Origin of the sequence: Gluconacetobacter takamatsuzukensis (assembly GCF_014174275.1) — a bacterium.
GTDB classification, from domain to species: Bacteria; Pseudomonadota; Alphaproteobacteria; order Acetobacterales; family Acetobacteraceae; genus Gluconacetobacter; species Gluconacetobacter takamatsuzukensis.
Genome location: NZ_JABEQK010000004.1, coordinates 78,411 through 94,807 on the forward strand (window position 1 = coordinate 78,411; position 16,397 = coordinate 94,807).

Genomic DNA, 16,397 nt, shown 5'->3' on the forward strand with positions numbered 1-16,397 from the left:
TCCTTTTCTTACAATGGGATAAAAATCCGTCCGGGTACCATACACTGTTTGCGAACGAGGGAAACAGAGCATGGACCGACCGATTTCACCCCCCGACGCCGTGCCGTCGCCGACCCGTCCGCTGCCCGGTGGCCGGATGGACCGGGCGGTGCGTCGCCCGCGCCACCATGTGCTGATGCGCCGCGCGGTACGCTGGGGGGCCGCGGTGGCCGTGCTGGTGGCCAGCGTGGTGGTGTGGCGGATCGTGCCGGCATCGGGGACGCTGTCGGTGCGCGGCGACCAGCTGACGATCGAGACCGTCCGTTCGGCGCCGTTTCTGGATTATCTTCCCGTTCGCGCCAGCGTGGCGCCGCTGCATGTGACCTATGTGGGCGCGGTGCAGGGCGGCGAGGTGTCGGAGGTGGTGGCGCGCGACGGCGCGCTGGTGGCCCGGGACGATATTCTCGCGCGGCTGACCAACCCGCAGTTGCAGCTCGACGTGACATCCCGCGAGGCGCAGATCGCCAGCCAGCTGGGCGCGGTCAGCGCGCAGCGGCTGGCGTTGCAGCAGACGCGCACCGGCGAGGAAAGCCAGCTTGGCGAGGCGCGCTACAATCTGTTGAAGGCGCGGCGGGAGCTGGAGATTCACGAACAGCTGCACGCGCAGGGGTTCGAGTCCGACGCCAACCTGCAAAGCTATCGCGACGAGGCCGAATACGATGCCGCTCGCGTGGCGCGGCTGGATGCGGCGCGGGGGCAGGACCTGGCGGTGGCGGCCCGGCAGAGCGACGAGATCGACCGCGAGGCACAGCGGCTGCGCAGCAACCTGGAAGTGGTGGAGGACAGCCTGAACGCGCTGGTGCTGCGGGCGCCGGTGGCGGGGCGGCTGACGAATTTCGACCTCCAGCCCGGGCAGTCGCTGAAGGCGGGGGACCGGATCGGGCAGATCGACAGCGAGGGCCAGTATCGGCTGGATGCCGATATCGACGAATTCTATCTCGGCCGGGTTTCGGTCGGGCAGCGGGCGGATGCCGAGATGGGGGACGCGAAGGTCGCGATGACGGTGGCGCGCGTGCACCCGCAGGTGACGAACGGCCAGTTTCGCGCCGAGCTGACCTTTGACGGGGCGATGCCCGCCGGGCTGCGCCGGGGCGAGAGCGTGGATGTGCGCATTACGCTGGGCGAGACGCATCCGGCGCTGGTGCTGCCCAACGGCGCGTGGCTGGAAGCCGGCGGCGGGTCGGCGGCCTTTGTCGTGACGCCGGACGGGCATGGCGCCGACCGGGCGGCGATTACATCAGGCCGGCGCAACCCCGAGCAGGTGGAGATTACGGGCGGACTGCACGCGGGGGATCGCGTCGTCGTCTCGTCATACAATTCCTACAAGAATTTCAATCATCTCTCGATTCACTGAACGTACTTCCACCGAACGAACGGAATGCACCGGACATGCTGATCGCCCTTTCCCACATCCAGCGCCTCTATCGCTCCGACGAGGTGGAGACGACCGCGTTGCTCGATATCGAACTCGGCATCGAAGCGGGTGAATTCGTCGCCATCATGGGCCCTTCGGGCTGCGGCAAATCCACGCTGCTGAATATTCTCGGCACCATCGACCGGCCGACATCGGGTTCCTATTCCTTCGGGGGACAGGAGCTGACCGAGCTGGGGGAGGCGGCGCTGGCGGCGTTTCGCCGGGAAAACCTTGGCTATGTCTTCCAGAGTTTCAACCTGATCGACGAGCTGACGATCGAGGAGAATATCGAGCTGGCCCTGATCTATCGCCGGATGCCCAAGGCCGAACGGCGCCGGCGGGTGGCGCATGCCATGGACCATGTGGGGATTGCGCATCGGGCGCGGCATTATCCCTCGCAGCTTTCGGGCGGGCAGCAGCAGCGCGCGGCGATCGCGCGCGCCATTGTCGGCGAGCCGCGCCTGATCCTGGCCGACGAGCCGACCGGGAACCTCGATACCGAAAACGGCGCGCAGGTGATGGATATTCTCCAGCGCCTGAACGACGAGGGGGCGACCATCGTGATGGTGACCCATTCGCCCAGCCATGCCGACCTGGCGAAGCGCCGGGTGGACATGCTGGACGGGCAGGTCGTGATTTCCGTCCGCAACGCCATCTGAGGACCGGCCCCGATGCTGAGCACCATCCTGCGAGGGGCCGCGCGGCAAGCGCGGCGGCACCCGGTCTATGTCGGGCTCGATCTGCTGGGCCTGGCGCTGGGGATCGGCGTGTTTCTGAGCCTGGCGTTGCTGGTGCGCCACGAATACAGCTTCAACGCCGGGCTGCCGGGTGTCGAGCGGCTGGTGCGGCTGGACGAACGCTGGACCCTGCCCGGTGTCGCGCCGATGGAAGAAGGGGATGCGACCTATCATGCCATCCCGTTCCTGCTTCAGGATTTTCCGGAAATCGAGGATGCGCTGCACCTGGTGGGGACGACGTTCCGGACCGAACAGGACGGGAAGTTCACGAAATTCGACGGCATCGAAACCGATGCGTCCTTCTTTCGCGTCTTCGGGATCGGCCTGTCGCGCGGGGTGGCGGGGGAGGCGCTGGCGCGGCCGGATGGGCTGGTCCTGTCCGAAAAGGCGGCGCTGAAGGCGTTCGGCACGCTCGACGTGCTGGGGCGGCGCATCGAACTCAACCGGTTGGGGACGCGATCGGTCCATGTCGTGACCGGAATCATGACGCCCGTACGCGGGCCGAACCTGCTGGCGAACGCCGAGATGGTGGTGCCCATTCCGGCCGAGGAAGCCCGGACGCGGCCGTGCTTCCTGTATTGGGGCTCGTCATGCGACCCGGTGATCCTGCGCCTGAGAAAGCCGGAGGATATCGATGCCGTGCGCGCGCGGTTGCGCGATTTCGTCATTCGCCATGCGTCGGGGGCCGAGAGCGATCCGGCTGCCATCGGGCCGCATCCGGAGAAGATCTACGAATTGCGGCTGGTGCCGCTGCGGCAGACGAATTTCTACGATGTGGGCGTCGAGAACACGGATGACGGCGTGGATCGCAATGTCGTCGATGCGATCGGGCTGATCGGGTTCCTGGCCCTGGTGCTGGCCTGCGCCAATACGATCAACCTGGCGACCGCGCGTGCCGGGCTGCGGGCGCGGGAGGTTGCGGTGCGCAAGACGCTGGGGGCCACGCGGCGGCTGCTGTTTGTCCAGTTCATGGGCGAGGCGCTGTTCGTCACCAGTGTCGCGGGGATTGTGGGCCTGGTGTTCTGCGAGATCCTGACGCCAGAGATCGCGAGCCTGACGGGCGAGGCCGTGACCGTTTCGTACGGGTTCGTGCTGGCCGTGCTGCCGGTGGTGATCGTGCTGGCGGGGCTGGCCAGCGGGTTTCATCCGGCCACCATCCTGTCGGGCTATCGGCCGGCGGCCGTGCTGGCGGCGGCGCGCATGCCTTCCGGCGGGCGGGGGGCGGCGCGGTTGCGCAACAGCCTGGTCGCCGGGCAGTTCGCGATTGCGGTTGCCATCGTCATCTGCACGCTGGTGATCGACCGGCAGACCGCGTTCATGCGCGATGCGGACCGGGGCTATGTCAAGTCCGGGCTGCTGGTCGGCCAGCCGCTGCGCGGCAACGACCCTGCGCTGGAGCGCAGGATGCTGGACGCGCTGCGGTCGGTGCCCGGGGTCACGGCGATTGCGTTCGGGATATTGGAGCCGAACCCGCATTCCATGTCGCGCTCGGGCTATAAATATGCCGGGCCGAACGGGCCGGTCGAGATCCAGATGCTGTTCGACCGCGTGGGGCCGGGTTATTTCGAGGTCTATCGTCCGCGCCTGCTGGCGGGGCGCTGGTTCGACCCCATGCGAGGGCAGGACGAGGGGCCGGATGCCGACAACCTGCGGAACGGCACCGGCAGTTTCAATGCCGTGGTCAATGCCAAGGCGGCGGCGACGCTGGGGTTTGCCTCGCCCGGGCTGGCGATCGGCCAGGTCCTTACGAATGACGGGCTGAAGGCGCGGATTATCGGCGTGGTGGACGACATGCGCTTCGTGTCGCCGCGCGACCCGGTGTCGCCGGAGATCATCTATTTCGACACGCTGGCGCGGGTGCCGTTTGTCGACCCCGTTCCGGCCGTGCGCTTCGCGGGCGTGACGCGGGCGGTGATGGCCGAGCGGCTGGACCGGGCCTGGGCCACGGTGCGGCCGGAACTGGCCAGTTCGTTCCAGCCCGCCGACGAGAGGATGGAGGATTATTTCACCGGGGACGAGCGGCGGGGCCATATCTTTACCCTCGGCGCGGTGGTGTCGCTGCTGATCGCCTGCATGGGGCTGTACAGCCTGGCCGCGTTCTCGGCGATCCGGCGGGTGCATGAGATCGGTATCCGCAAGACGCTGGGCGCGTCGGGGGGGCAGATCGCCGGCCTGCTGCTGCGCGATTTCCTGCGGCCGGTGGCGTTGGCCTGCGTGCTGGCGTGCCCGGTGGCGTGGGTGCTGATGCGGTCGTGGCTGTCGGGCTTCGACCAGCGCGTGCCGCTGAGCCCGCTGCATTTCCTGATTGCCGTCGGCGGGGCGTTCCTGATCGCGACGCTGACGGTGCTGGGGCAGACGATCCGTGTCGCGCGCGCCGAGCCCGCGCGGGCGTTGCGGGCCCAGTGAGAGAGTCCGTGAAGACCATGACGGCATCGATTTCCATCCTGGTCCTGCGTCCCGCCCCGGCGGGGAGCGTGGCCTGTCGCCCCGACGCAGCCTGAGGAGCATCATGATGTTTGCGACCATCCTGCAAACTGTCCTGCGCCAGGTGCGGCGGCATCCGCTCTATGTCGGGCTGAATGTGTTCGGGCTTGCGCTGGGGATCGGCGTGTTCCTGACGCTGACCCTGCTGGTGCGGTACGAATACAGTTTCAACGCCGCGTTGCCCGATGTGGACCGGCTGGCGCGGGTGGATACCCACTGGACGATGCCCGGCACGCCGCCGGGCGAGGTCGCGGGCAGTACGTTCCGCGCCATGCCGTTCCTGCGCGAGGATTTTCCCGAGATCGAAGCGGGGATCCGCTTCGAGGACACCGATTTGCAGACGGAGCGGGAAGGGGTTTTCACCTCGTTTGCCTCCGGCCTGACCGATCCTGGCTTCTTCGGCGTCTTCGGGCTGAAGCTGCTGCATGGGGTGCCGGACCAGGCGCTGGCGCGGCCGGATGGGCTGGTGCTGTCGGAGCGGGCCGCGATCCGGCTGTTCGGGACGACCGAGGCGATGGGGCGGACGGTGCCGATCAACCGCGCCGGGGTGACGGTGACGCATACCGTCACCGGCGTGCTGGCGCGCCGGATGACCCCCGACTTTCTTTCCGACATCGAGATGCTGGCGCCGTTTTCCTCGGAGGACGTGACGACCCGGTTCTGCTTCCGGAGCTGGGCGAGCGATTGCGGCAGGATCTATCTGAAGTTTCGCAGGCGGGGGGATATCGATGCGGTGAACGCGCGGCTGCGCGATTTCGTCATCCGGCATGCGGCGGGAGCGGAGGGCGATCATACGGCGTTCGGCGTGCATCCCGAGAAGGTCTACGGGCTGTCTCTGGCGAAGCTCGATGAGGCGCGGTTTCGTGATTTCCATGTCCTGTATGCCGAGGACGGGGTGGATCGCACCGTGATCAACAGTATCGGGCTGATGGGGCTGCTGGCCCTGGCGCTGGCCTGTGCCAATGCGGTCAACCTGGCCACGGCGCGGGCCGGGCTGCGGGCCCGCGAGGTGGCGATCCGCAAGACGCTGGGTGCCTCGCGGCGGGTGCTGTTCGGGCAGTTCATGGGGGAGGCGCTCCTGGTCGCCGCCATTGCCGGTGTGCTGGGCCTGGCGCTGTGCGAGATTCTGGTGCCCGAGGTCGCGAGCCTGACGGGGGAGGAGCTTGTGGTGCGCTACGGGCTGGTCGGCGTGGTCCTGCCGCTGATCGTGCTGGTCTGCGGGCTTGCCAGCGGGGTCTATCCTGCCCTTGTCCTGTCGGGCTATCGACCGGCCGCCGTGCTGGCGGCCGCCCGGATGCCGTCGGGCGGGCGGGGGGCGGCGCGGCTGCGCGACGGGCTGGTGACGGGGCAGTTCGGCATCGCGATCACGATCGTCATCTGCATGCTGGTGATCAACCACCAGACGGATTTCATGCGCACGGCCGACCCCGGCTATGTGCGCGACGGGTTGCTGATTGGGTCCGCGATGCCGGGCAGCGACCTTGCCGCGCAGCGCCGGATGCTGGATGCGCTGCGGGCCGTGCCGGGCGTGGTGACGGCCGGTTTCGGCGAACTGGCACCGCGCCCCGGCACGAAGAACCTTGGGACATACAGTTATGACGGGCCGGCCGGGCCGGTAAACGTCTATCTGCTGCAGGATACGGTGGGTGCCGGCTATTTCGAGGTCTATCGGCCGCGCCTGCTGGCCGGGCGCTGGTTCGATATTGCCCGCGGGCAGGACGACGTGCCGTCGCGCGACGACATGCGGACCCGCATGGCCAACGTCGTGGTCAATGCAGGGGCCGTGTCGCGGTTCGGCTTTGCCTCGCCGGACCAGGCGATCGGCAAGATCATCCGGAGCGGCGGGTGGACGACCCGGATCATCGGCGTGATCGACGATGTGCGCTTCGAATCGCCCCGGCAGGCCATCTATCCGGAGATCATCCTCTTCGACACGCTTGCGCAGCGGCCCTTCAGCGAGCCCATTCCCGCCATCCGGTTCCAGGGGGTTGCCGAGGCCGAGATGGCGCGGCGGCTGAATCGGGCCTGGGCGGGCATTCTTCCGGATGTCGCCAGCGATTTTTCGTCCGTCGATGCACGGATGGCGGCCTATTACAGCGGCGACGAGCGGCGGGGGCGGATCTTTACGCTGGGTGCCGCGGCGGCGCTGCTGATTGCCTGCATGGGGCTGTACGGGCTTGCGGCCTTTGCCGCCGCGCGGCGGGTGCATGAGATCGGCATCCGCAAGACGCTTGGGGCGACCGGGCGGCAGATCGTGGCGCTGCTGCTGGGGGATTTCCTGCGGCCCGTGATGGTGGCGTGCCTGCTGGCCTGCCCCGTCGCTTGGGTCGTGATGCGGCGCTGGCTGGCGGGGTTCGACGAACGCATTGCGCTGACGCCTGCGCATTTCCTGATCGCGGTGGCCGGGGCCTTTGCCATCGCCATTCTCACCGTCCTCGGACAGACATTTCATCTGGCGCGCGCCGAGCCGGCGCGGGCCTTGCGGGCGGAGTGATCGCCATGCGTGTTCTTTCAGCGACGCTTGTCCTTGGGGTTGCCATTGCGTCGCCCGCCGCTGCCCAGACGCTTCAGGAATCGCTCGCGATGGCCTATCGCGGCAATCCGACGCTGCTGGGCGAGCAGGCGAACCAGCGGGCCGTGACCGAGAATTCGGCGCAGGCGCGCAGCGGGTGGCGGCCGACCGTGTCGGTCAACATGGATGCGAACTACCAGCAGGGGCCCTATACCAGCGCCTTCGCGCTGGGTACCTTCACGTCGAATTATGCGGAAGGATATGTCTCGGCCAAGCAGACGCTTTATTCCTTCGGCCATGTCGCCAACCAGGTGCGGGCGGCGGATGCGCGGTCGCGGGCCGAGGGGCAGACGCTGCGCCTGACGGAATCGCAGGTCTTTACCAGTGCGATCAGTGCCTACATGGACGTGCTGCGCGACCGGTATGTGCTGGATGTGCGCAAGGCCGACCTGGAGATGCTGACCCGGCAGGTGCGGGTGATTACCTCGCGCTACAATCTGGGCGGTGCGCCGGGCGAGCAGGTGACGCGCACCGATGTCGAGCAGTCCGAGACGCGACGGCGTTCGGCGGAGGTGGCGCTGGCGCAGGTGCGGGCGACGCTGGCGGCGTCGGAGGCGAATTTTCGCGCCGTCATCGGTATCGAGCCGGCGCAGCTGACCATGCCGGAGGGGTTGCCCGGCCTGCCGCCGTCGATCGAACTGGCCGTCAGGCAGGCCATTGCCGCCAATCCGCAACTGGCGGAGATGCGCGACGTGAAATCGGCGACCGAGGCGGATATCGATACCGCCCGGTCGCAATGGGGGCCGCAGATCCAGGCGCAGGGGCTGTTCGGCACCGTCGGGCCGGCGGCGCCGTTCCGGGGGCATGAATATGCCGAGGAAATCGGCGGCACCGTATCGCTGGTCCAGCCACTTTATAATGGCGACCTGTATAATTCGCAGATCCGGCAGGCACGGGACAAGGACGAGCAGGCGCGGCAGAACCTGGAGCAGGCGCGCCGCGCCGCGTTGCAGGATGTGGTGACGAACTGGCGGGCGGTGGAAAACGGCCAGCAGGCAATCGAGGCCAGCCGGGCCGAAGTGCAGTCGGGCGAGACGACGCTGAAGGGCTATCAGGTCGAATATGGCTATGGGCTGCGCAGCACGACCGACGTGCTGTACGCCGACCAGAATCTGCGGGCCGCACAGGTGGACCTGGCGAACAGCCGGCATGACACGATCGTCGCGGAGGCGAAGCTGCTGGCCTCGATCGGGCGGTTGCAGGCCCGCGACCTGCTGCCGGGGCTCCAGCGCTATGACAGCGACGCGGCGTTGCATCGTGCGCGGACCAGGGGATGGGAGCCGCTTCAGACGCCGGTTGCGGCCCTGGACCGGGCGGGGTGGTAGGCGTGGCGCGGAAGGGAGAATAGGTGATGTTTGCATCCGGATTCAGAAGCCTGCCCCGGCATGGACTCTATGGCGCCATCAACCTGCTGGGGCTGGGGCTGGGGGTTGCCGTATTCCTGACCATGATGCTGATCGTGCGATATGAGTACGGGTATGACAGCTACGTGCCCGGTGCGTCGCATATCTATCAGGTCGACGACGATTTTCGTCCGGCCGGGCGCGCGGCGTATCAGGGATCTTCCATCAGTTTCGTGCCGGTTCCTTTCATGGAGCAGGATTTTCCCGAGATCACGCAGGCGGTGCGGGTTTTTCCGAAGTCGGTGCCGGTACGGGCGGTGGCGGTGCTGGGACGGGACACGGTGACGATGACGGACGGGAATTTCCTGTCGGTCTTCGACCTGCCCCTGCTGGAGGGGGACCGGGCGACGGCGCTGAACGGGCCGGGCAAGGTGATGCTGTCGGCCACGATGGCGCGGAAATATTTCGGCACCGTCCATGCGATCGGCCGCCGGCTGCGGATCGACAATAGCGGCGAGGATGCAGTCGTTTCCGCGATCATGGCCGACCCGCCGCCGAATGCGACCAGCGATTTCAGGATCGTCATGGTTTTTCCCAGTGCGCTGCTGAAAGAATGGCCGTTTCGCAACTGGGGTAGCCAGTGGGGCTATGTGTGGCTGCGGATCGACGATGCCGGGGCGGTGCCGCGCATTGCCGCCGGATTGCGCGGATATCCGTATCGCCATCCCGCGACCTGGAAAGAGAGCCTGATCCGTTTCGTCTATGGCGATGGCGGGTTGACGCTGGTGCCGTTGCGCGCGGTGCATTTCCATGACGCGGCGATCGGCGAGGGGGGTGCCAGCCGGCGGCTGATCGATATCCTGGGGCTGGTTGGGGTGGCGGCGCTGGCGACCGCGGTGGTGAATTACGTCAACCTGGCGACCGCGCGATCGGGGTTGCGGGCGCGTGAGGTCGCGATGCGCAAGGTGCTGGGCGCGACGCGGCGGATGCTGATCGTGCGCTTCATGGGCGAGGCCACCATGCTGGTCGGGGTCGCGGTGCTGGTCGGGCTGGCGCTGACGGAACTCTCGCTGCGCTGGGTCAACATGCTGGGGGGATGGAGCGTCGCCTTCGACTGGGGCTTCGTGCTGCCGGTGTCGGCGTCGATCGTGCTGGTGGTGGGGATCGTGGCCGGGATTTATCCCGCGCTGGTCCTGTCGTCGTTCCGTCCCGCCGCCGTGCTGGCGGCCAGCCGGATGCCGGCGGGCGGGCGGATCGAGAGTGCGCTGCGCAGCACGCTTGTGGTGCTGCAATTCGGGTTTGCCATCGTGCTGGCGGTCTGCACCCTGGTCATGACCGACCAGGCGGCGTTTGTCCGGGTGCTGGATCGTGGGGTCGACCAGGAGGGGGTCATCGTCATCGATGCGCTGGCCGATTCCAGCCTGAAGGAGCGGCAGGCGGAGATCGTGCGCCGGCTGGCCGAGGTGCCGGGCGTGCGGATTGCCACGCGGTCCGACATGTATCCGCATCATACGATCGATTCGGACAATTTCAGCCGTCCGGGCAGCGATAGCCCGATCTCCGTCCGCTGGGGCGGCGCGACGCCGGGTTATTTCGCGGCGGTGGGGGCGAAGCTGATCGCGGGCCGTCTGTTCGACGAGCATCAGGGCAATGATTACCAGGTCGGTGCCGACAGCGACACGACCGACGGCAACATCGTCATCTCGCGCCTGACGGCGGAGCGGTTCGGCTTCGCCTCGCCGCAGGCGGCGGTGGGGCAGGAATTGCGGGAGGATGGCGCGCCGCAATTTCATTATCACATCATCGGAGTCATCGAGGACATCCGGTTTGGCGATGTTCACGAAGCGATGCGCCCGTTGCTGTATTTCGGCCGGTTGCGCCCGATCGTCGATGTTGCGGCGATCGTCCGCTATGACGGCGCGTCGCAGACCGAGGAGATGGCGCGGCTGCGGTCGGCATGGGGGGAGATTGCGCCGGATGTTCCGTTCTCGGCCCAGGGGGTTTCGGACATTTTCGCCGCCGATTTTCGCAGCGACTGGAATTATGGCGCGCTGTTCGGCATCGGCTCGGGCGTTGCCATCGGCATTGCGTGCCTGGGGCTGTTCGGCCTGTCGTCGTTCAACGTATCGCGCCGCCGGCACGAGATCGGGGTTCGCAAGGTGCTGGGGGCGGATCGGCGGCAGATCCTGACCCTGCTGGCCGGGCAGTTTCTGCGGCCCGTGCTGGTGGCGAACCTGATCGCGTGGCCGGTTGCCTGGGTGTTCATGAGCCGGTGGCTGGCGGGGTTCGACCAGCGGATCACGCTGACGCCGTGGCCGTTCGTGATCGCGGCCGGCGGGGCGGCGCTGATCGCGCTGCTGACCGTGCTGGGGCAGTCGGCCAAGGCGGCGTCCTATCCGCCCGCGGTGTCGCTGAGGGCTGGGTAGGGGGTTGTGCATGTCGGAAATGGAGAGGGGGCATGATATGATCCGCTTGGGCTGAGCGGCACGGGGACCGATCCGCCATTCTCCGGCCTGCGGGCGGGGAACGTCGGGGTGTTCCGGGCGTCAAGATCGGGGGTGGCGGGAATGGACGGTTCCCGGTGGCTCGCGGCGGAGAGGGATGCATGCGGACAGTTTTTCCGGCGGTGGTTCCGGGGGCCGGTTTTTGGGCGGTCCTTTTTCTTCTGTTCACGACCGGGGCCGCCTTGGCCGATCCGATGCCTCTGTTTCCCGAGACGGGGGTGCCTCCGGCCGTGCCGGTGCCGGGCCCTATGCCTTCGCCGGGGCCGATGGGGGCGCCTTCCGATTCGGCCAATCCTGCCATTGATATTCCGCCGTTGCCGGCGCTCGATGACGATGCCGCCAGGGCGGAGGCGCAGCGCCTGCTGGTGGATCTGCGGCGGGAGGTTCCGCACTTTCAGCGGGTATCGCCCGGGGACGCGGCGCGCTGGATTGCGCTGGCGCGCGCGCAACTGGCCCGTGCCCATGTCACGATCGATCGTGCGCAGGTGCTGATGGTGGTCGATCGGAATCCCCGCGTGCAGCGCGTGTGCTTCGTGCTGGCGCTGCCGGACGACGATGACTGGCTGGTGCTGGGTGGGACGCGGGTTTCGACGGGGCAGGCGGGGCGCAAATATTATTATGTGACGCCGACTGGCGTGTTCATCAACTCGCCCGACCGGCTGGGCTATCGTGCCGAGGGGACGCGCAACGAGCATGGTATTCGCGGCCTGGGCGCGCGCGGCATGCGGGTGTGGGACATGGGCTGGCAATGGGCCGTGAAAGGGTGGCGGCCCGACCGCGAGCAGGGGCAGATCCGGCTGGAAATCCATGCCACCGATCCCGATTTTCTGGAAGCGCGGCTGGGCCGCCCGGCATCGGAAGGGTGTGTGCGCATTCCGGCGGCGCTGAACCGGTTCATGGACCGTCATGGGCTGCTGGATGCGCAGTATGAGCGGGCGGCGAGCTATGACGGCCGGTTCCGTGCCTTGCTGCCGAAGGATCGGATGCCTTCGCCGATTGCGGGGGATGCGATGGTGGTGGTGGATTCCTCGCTTGGCGAGGGGATGACCTGAGGGCCTGCCCTTGAATGTTTGGTGACAGGGGCGGGGGCGTAACGACGGATGATTTCGTCCGCGTTATCGTGCGGGGAACGGAGGGGCGGGACTGATCGGGGCTTGCTGCCGTCATCGTGCGGGGGAACGGGGCATGCTGCCTGGGGGCGAACGGTCGATCAGGCCGTGCCGGCGCGGCTGGCGGGGTGGGGTGCTGGCTGTTGTTGCCGCCTTTCTGCCGTCGGTGGCGCTGGGCTGGAGCAACCATCCGCTGTGTACGTGGCAGGCGACGGCGGTGATGCCGGGCATGGCCGACCGGATGGTGAGGGCGGAGGCGGTGGGGACGTTTCTGGCCGATGTTTCCGGGCGTTTGCCCGCCGTGCTGGACGGGGAGGAGAAATGGGCGCGGGAGACCCTGCCATTCTATGCGCCGCGGCCCGACGACCTGCGGTTCGGGGCGGCGGTGGGGGATGAGGCGGCGCTGCGAGCCGGATTCCTGCATGCGATCCGGGTCAATGACGGCATGACGCTGGGCCTTTACGTGCAGCGTCCGCCGGGTGTCGATGTGCCGGCGGACCGTCTATTTCCGTGGTCTTCGGCGAGTGTGCTCAGGACGCTGGAGGACACGGACCCCCATAGTCTGGAGCGTGTGGCGGAGGGGGACATGGTGCGCGTGGCCGATGTGGTGGCGACCGCGACCAACGAGCCCGATTTCGGCCTGGATATCGATCTCTGGCAAGATAATGGCGCGGCGCAGGGGGCGCGGTACGGGTTCGGCGTGCAGCCGTTCGGCAATCCGCATCTCTCCTACGGGACGCAGGCGCCGTTTCACATGGGGTTCTATCATGAGAGCGCCATTGTCTATCGCACGGCCGGATATTTGCAGCGGACCTATCCGGAAGCGCGGATTCATCTGTTCATGACCCTGTCGCGTTTTGCGTTTGCGCAGGGGCATCCGTATTGGGGCTGGCGCTTTGCCGGGTGGGCCGTTCATTACGTGCAGGATCTTGGCCAGCCCTATCATGTGCGCGTGCTGCCCGGTGTGAGCGCGGCTTCCATGGTCTGGATCGGGGTACTGGACAGGCTTGGGGTGCATGGTCCGCAGGTTGCCGCCGTCATTCGCGTGACCAACCGGCATGTCGTGCTGGAGAATTATCAATATCGGCGCATGTCGGCGGCCTATCGGGCGCACGACATGGACGATCCGCTGCTGATGGCGCTGCGCGATACGTCCGATGACGTGTCGTTGCGGCGCTTTGCTTCGTCATCGGTGCGGGAGGTCATATCGGCGCAGTCGGCTGCTGTGGCGGGGGTGCTGGATGCGCAGTTGGTCCGGACGTTTCCGGCTGCCGATGTGGTGGCGGCGGAGGCGACGCTGGATGTGGCGGACCGCGATATGAATATCGTGTCGCGACAGGCGCCGCCGGGCGAGCAGGCGCGGATGACGCGGCTGGTTGCCGACCGGATGCGTCAGGTGGGGCGGGATACGCGCGCCGTCATCCGGGTGCTGGACCCGGAGGCGGCGGGGCGCTGAGCGGGGTGAAGGTTTGCTTTCAAAAGCGGGCGGCTTCGCTCATGATCCTGTGATGACAAAATCCGGATTGCTCCCTTGCCTTGTCCTGCCGGCCTTGCTGGTGCTGTCTCCGGCCCGGGCGGCCCAAGGGGGGCCGACGCCGGCCAGCGTTGCGGCGGCGATCCGCACGGATGGGGCGGCGCAGGCGTTGGGTGCGCTGGACGATGCCGATACGTTCGATACGGTGACGGACGGGATCGCGGCGGCGGATCCGGCCTGGCTGGCGCTGGTGCCCGCGATGGGGCCGGGGCTGGATTCCGACAGCGGGCCCGCGGTCTCGGCGGCGCTGGCCCTGGCGCTGCCGCAGCAGCCGCGGCTGGTGCTGCCGCTGCTGGACCCCGCCACGCCGGCGCTGGACCCGGCGCGGGTGTGCGCCCACCCTTTCATGCATGACGAAGTGCCGGACCTGAAAGGGTATGTCCGGCGCACCCGCGCGGCCCTGCGGCGGGTGCGCGATGACGGAGTGCGCGCGGTGCGGGATCGGTGCCTGGCGGTGCTGGGGACGGCGAAGTCGGTGCCGTGATGGCTGGGGGTCAGGGGTGAGTGGGTGTCGTGGCGGTTTTCCAGGCGCGGAGGGCGGCCAGGGTGCCGCTGATATGGCCGTCGGGCGCCATGGCGCTGTAGGCATAGAGAATATGGCCGTCCGGGGCGATGACGTATGAGGTGCGGCTGGCGTAGTGCAGCAGCGGCATCTTGGAATCGTAGGAGCTGGCGATCTTGCCCGCCGGGTCGGACGCGACGGGGAAGCGGCTGCGGCACTCGCTGACCGAGAAGCGGTCCAGCGTTTCGATCTTGTCCATCGAGATGCCGATGACCGTGGCGCCCAGCGCCTTGAACTGGTCCATCGCGTCGGCGAAATCATGCGCTTCGATGGTGCAGCCGCGCGTGAAGGCGGCCGGGTAGAAATACAGGACCACCGGGCCCTTGTGCAGGGCTTCGGCCAGCGAGAAGCCGAACTGCTTGCCGCCCAGGCTGGCCGGTGCCTCGAACAGCGGTGCGGTGCTGCCCAGCGGCAGGGCCGCCCGGGCCGGGGAGAAGGATACCAGCGTGACCCCGGAGAGCGTCATGGCCACGGGGAGGACCATGCTCAGTCTCGTGACGCGGCGGAGGATGGCGGAGCGGAGCATGGGCGGGGGTCTTTCAGCGGGAGGCGGGCAGCGGTCAGGACCGCGAATCAGGGGAAATGATGACGCAATTGTCGGACCCCGTCGACAGGCGATGGCAGGCCTCGACCGCCGCCTCGTGCGACAGGCCGGTGAGGCGGGCGCGATAGAGCATGCCGTGCGGCGCGTGGACGCCGGCGACCTGCGGATGGGCGCTGGCCAGCACGGCGGCGGCGCGGGTGCGGGCATGGCCCGCCGCCTGCGAGGCCATCGAGGCCGTGCCGAAGGCCCCGACCTGGATCGCCCAGTCATGCTGGGCCGGGGCCAGGCTGCCGCGGCGCAGCAGGGGCGCGGGCTCGGCCATCGCGGGCGGGACGAGCTGGAAGCCGTGGCTGGAGGCGGGGGCGGGCGCGGGAGGCGCCGAGGCGATGGCGACGGGGGCCGGGGTGGGGGTATCGGGCCGCGCGCGGGCGGCCCAGGCGGCGCGGACGGCGTCGGCCGAGGTGCCCTGGCCGGCGGGGGCGACGGTCTTCCATGCCGTATAGGCCGGCGTGGGGGCCGGGGCGGTTTCCGCCGGGGCCTCGGCCACCTGGATCGGCTGGTTGTCGTCGCTGTCCTGCCGGTCGTTGCGATGGGCCCAGGCCGCGCGCACGGAGCTGGTCTGGGTGCTGGTCTGCGCGGCGGCGTAGACGTGCCCGCGTGCCACGTCGTGGGCTTCGACCATCAGGTCGGCCTGCGAGCGGACATTGGGGGTGATGCCGGCGATCTGCGGGCCGATGGCGGCGACGTAATTGCGGGTCTCGCGCGGCAGCGACCGGTGGTGCAGCAGGAAATCGTCCAGTCGCCCGGGGCCGGTATTGTAGGCGGCGAGGAAGCCGGGGGAGCCGTAGATATCGTACATCTGTCGGATATAGGCGGTGCCGGCCATGATGTTGTCGTGGGGGCTGAACGGATCGTCGCCGAGCCCGTACTGGCCCTTCATTTCGTCGTAGGTCGGCGGCATGAGCTGCATCAGGCCCATCGCCCCCGGGGCCGAGGTGACGAACTGCCCGTTGCGGTAGAGCTGGCCGCCGGATTCGCGCTGCATGACCGAGCGGATCCATGTATCGGGCACGTCGAAACGCTTCGACGCTTCCATGATGTAGGGGCCCCATGGGTCGTCGGGCGGTCCGGGCGGGGCGTAGTAGGATTTGGCGTGGGCCCGGTATTCGGCGGCTTCCTGCATTACGGGGGCATGCTGGCCGGGGTCGGTGGCGCAGGCGGCCAGCAGGCCGGCCAGCCCGACCGCGCCGGCGGCGCGGATGGCGATCGGGCCGCGCCGGGACGGACGGGGGAGGCGGGCCGGCTTCTGTCGGGTCATCGGGCGTTCATCCGGGACGGGCGCCGGACCCGCGAGGGCAGCGCCAGGGCAAAGACGGAAATTTGGCGCCGATTATGGCGAAAATAGGGAACGGCCCCGGTTTCGGACGTCGAAACGGCCATCGGCATCGTGATTGCATCCCGGTCCTGTGTGGAAGTTCAGGTCAGAGAGGAGGAATCTGCCCTAAATCTTTATAGAACGCCGTACTTTCGTGCAACATGGACGGGCCGTCGCATC

The 16,397-nt window shown here is 68.0% G+C and carries 11 protein-coding genes; 9 read left to right on the forward strand and 2 right to left on the reverse strand.

What is annotated here, in order from left to right:
• Positions 1-70 precede the first annotated feature (70 nt).
• The 9 genes from HLH27_RS06665 to HLH27_RS06705 all read left to right on the forward strand — a co-directional run bounded on the left by HLH27_RS06665 (position 71) and on the right by HLH27_RS06705 (position 14,220).
• Positions 71-1,393, forward strand: a complete 1,323-nt coding sequence (locus HLH27_RS06665) for an efflux RND transporter periplasmic adaptor subunit (protein WP_246375577.1) — start codon at positions 71-73, stop codon at positions 1,391-1,393.
• Positions 1,394-1,428: 35 nt separating this feature from the next.
• Complete coding sequence (locus tag HLH27_RS06670; RefSeq protein ID WP_182948924.1) at positions 1,429-2,112, forward strand: ABC transporter ATP-binding protein; 684 nt, start codon at positions 1,429-1,431, stop codon at positions 2,110-2,112.
• A 12-nt stretch (positions 2,113-2,124) separates the two neighbouring features.
• Positions 2,125-4,596: an ABC transporter permease gene (locus HLH27_RS06675; RefSeq protein ID WP_182948926.1), complete on the forward strand. Its 2,472-nt coding sequence runs from the start codon at positions 2,125-2,127 to the stop codon at positions 4,594-4,596.
• Between the two features lie 103 nt (positions 4,597-4,699).
• Entirely contained in the window at positions 4,700-7,168 is a 2,469-nt protein-coding gene (locus HLH27_RS06680) for an ABC transporter permease (protein ID WP_182948928.1), read from the forward strand.
• 5 nt (positions 7,169-7,173) lie between these two features.
• Positions 7,174-8,571 carry a TolC family outer membrane protein gene (locus tag HLH27_RS06685; RefSeq protein WP_182948930.1) on the forward strand — a complete coding sequence of 466 codons (1,398 nt, stop codon included), beginning with the start codon at positions 7,174-7,176 and terminating at the stop codon, positions 8,569-8,571.
• 26 nt (positions 8,572-8,597) lie between these two features.
• Complete coding sequence (locus HLH27_RS06690) at positions 8,598-11,015, forward strand: ABC transporter permease (RefSeq protein WP_182948932.1); 2,418 nt, start codon at positions 8,598-8,600, stop codon at positions 11,013-11,015.
• Positions 11,016-11,287: 272 nt separating this feature from the next.
• Complete coding sequence (locus tag HLH27_RS06695) at positions 11,288-12,145, forward strand: L,D-transpeptidase (protein ID WP_408870806.1); 858 nt, start codon at positions 11,288-11,290, stop codon at positions 12,143-12,145.
• A 133-nt stretch (positions 12,146-12,278) separates the two neighbouring features.
• Positions 12,279-13,658 (forward strand): phospholipase C/P1 nuclease family protein, encoded by a 1,380-nt coding sequence (locus HLH27_RS06700; RefSeq protein ID WP_182948934.1) that lies wholly within the window; start codon positions 12,279-12,281, stop codon positions 13,656-13,658.
• A gap of 52 nt (positions 13,659-13,710) precedes the next feature.
• Positions 13,711-14,220 (forward strand): hypothetical protein, encoded by a 510-nt coding sequence (locus tag HLH27_RS06705; RefSeq protein WP_246375579.1) that lies wholly within the window; start codon positions 13,711-13,713, stop codon positions 14,218-14,220.
• Positions 14,221-14,230: 10 nt separating this feature from the next.
• Here HLH27_RS06705 and HLH27_RS06710 read toward each other — a convergent pair whose 3' ends face one another.
• Both HLH27_RS06710 and HLH27_RS06715 read right to left on the reverse strand, forming a co-directional pair.
• Complete coding sequence (locus HLH27_RS06710) at positions 14,231-14,782, reverse strand: peroxiredoxin (RefSeq protein ID WP_246375620.1); 552 nt, start codon at positions 14,780-14,782, stop codon at positions 14,231-14,233.
• A gap of 76 nt (positions 14,783-14,858) precedes the next feature.
• Complete coding sequence (locus HLH27_RS06715; protein ID WP_182948938.1) at positions 14,859-16,160, reverse strand: lytic transglycosylase domain-containing protein; 1,302 nt, start codon at positions 16,158-16,160, stop codon at positions 14,859-14,861.
• Positions 16,161-16,397 lie beyond the last annotated feature (237 nt).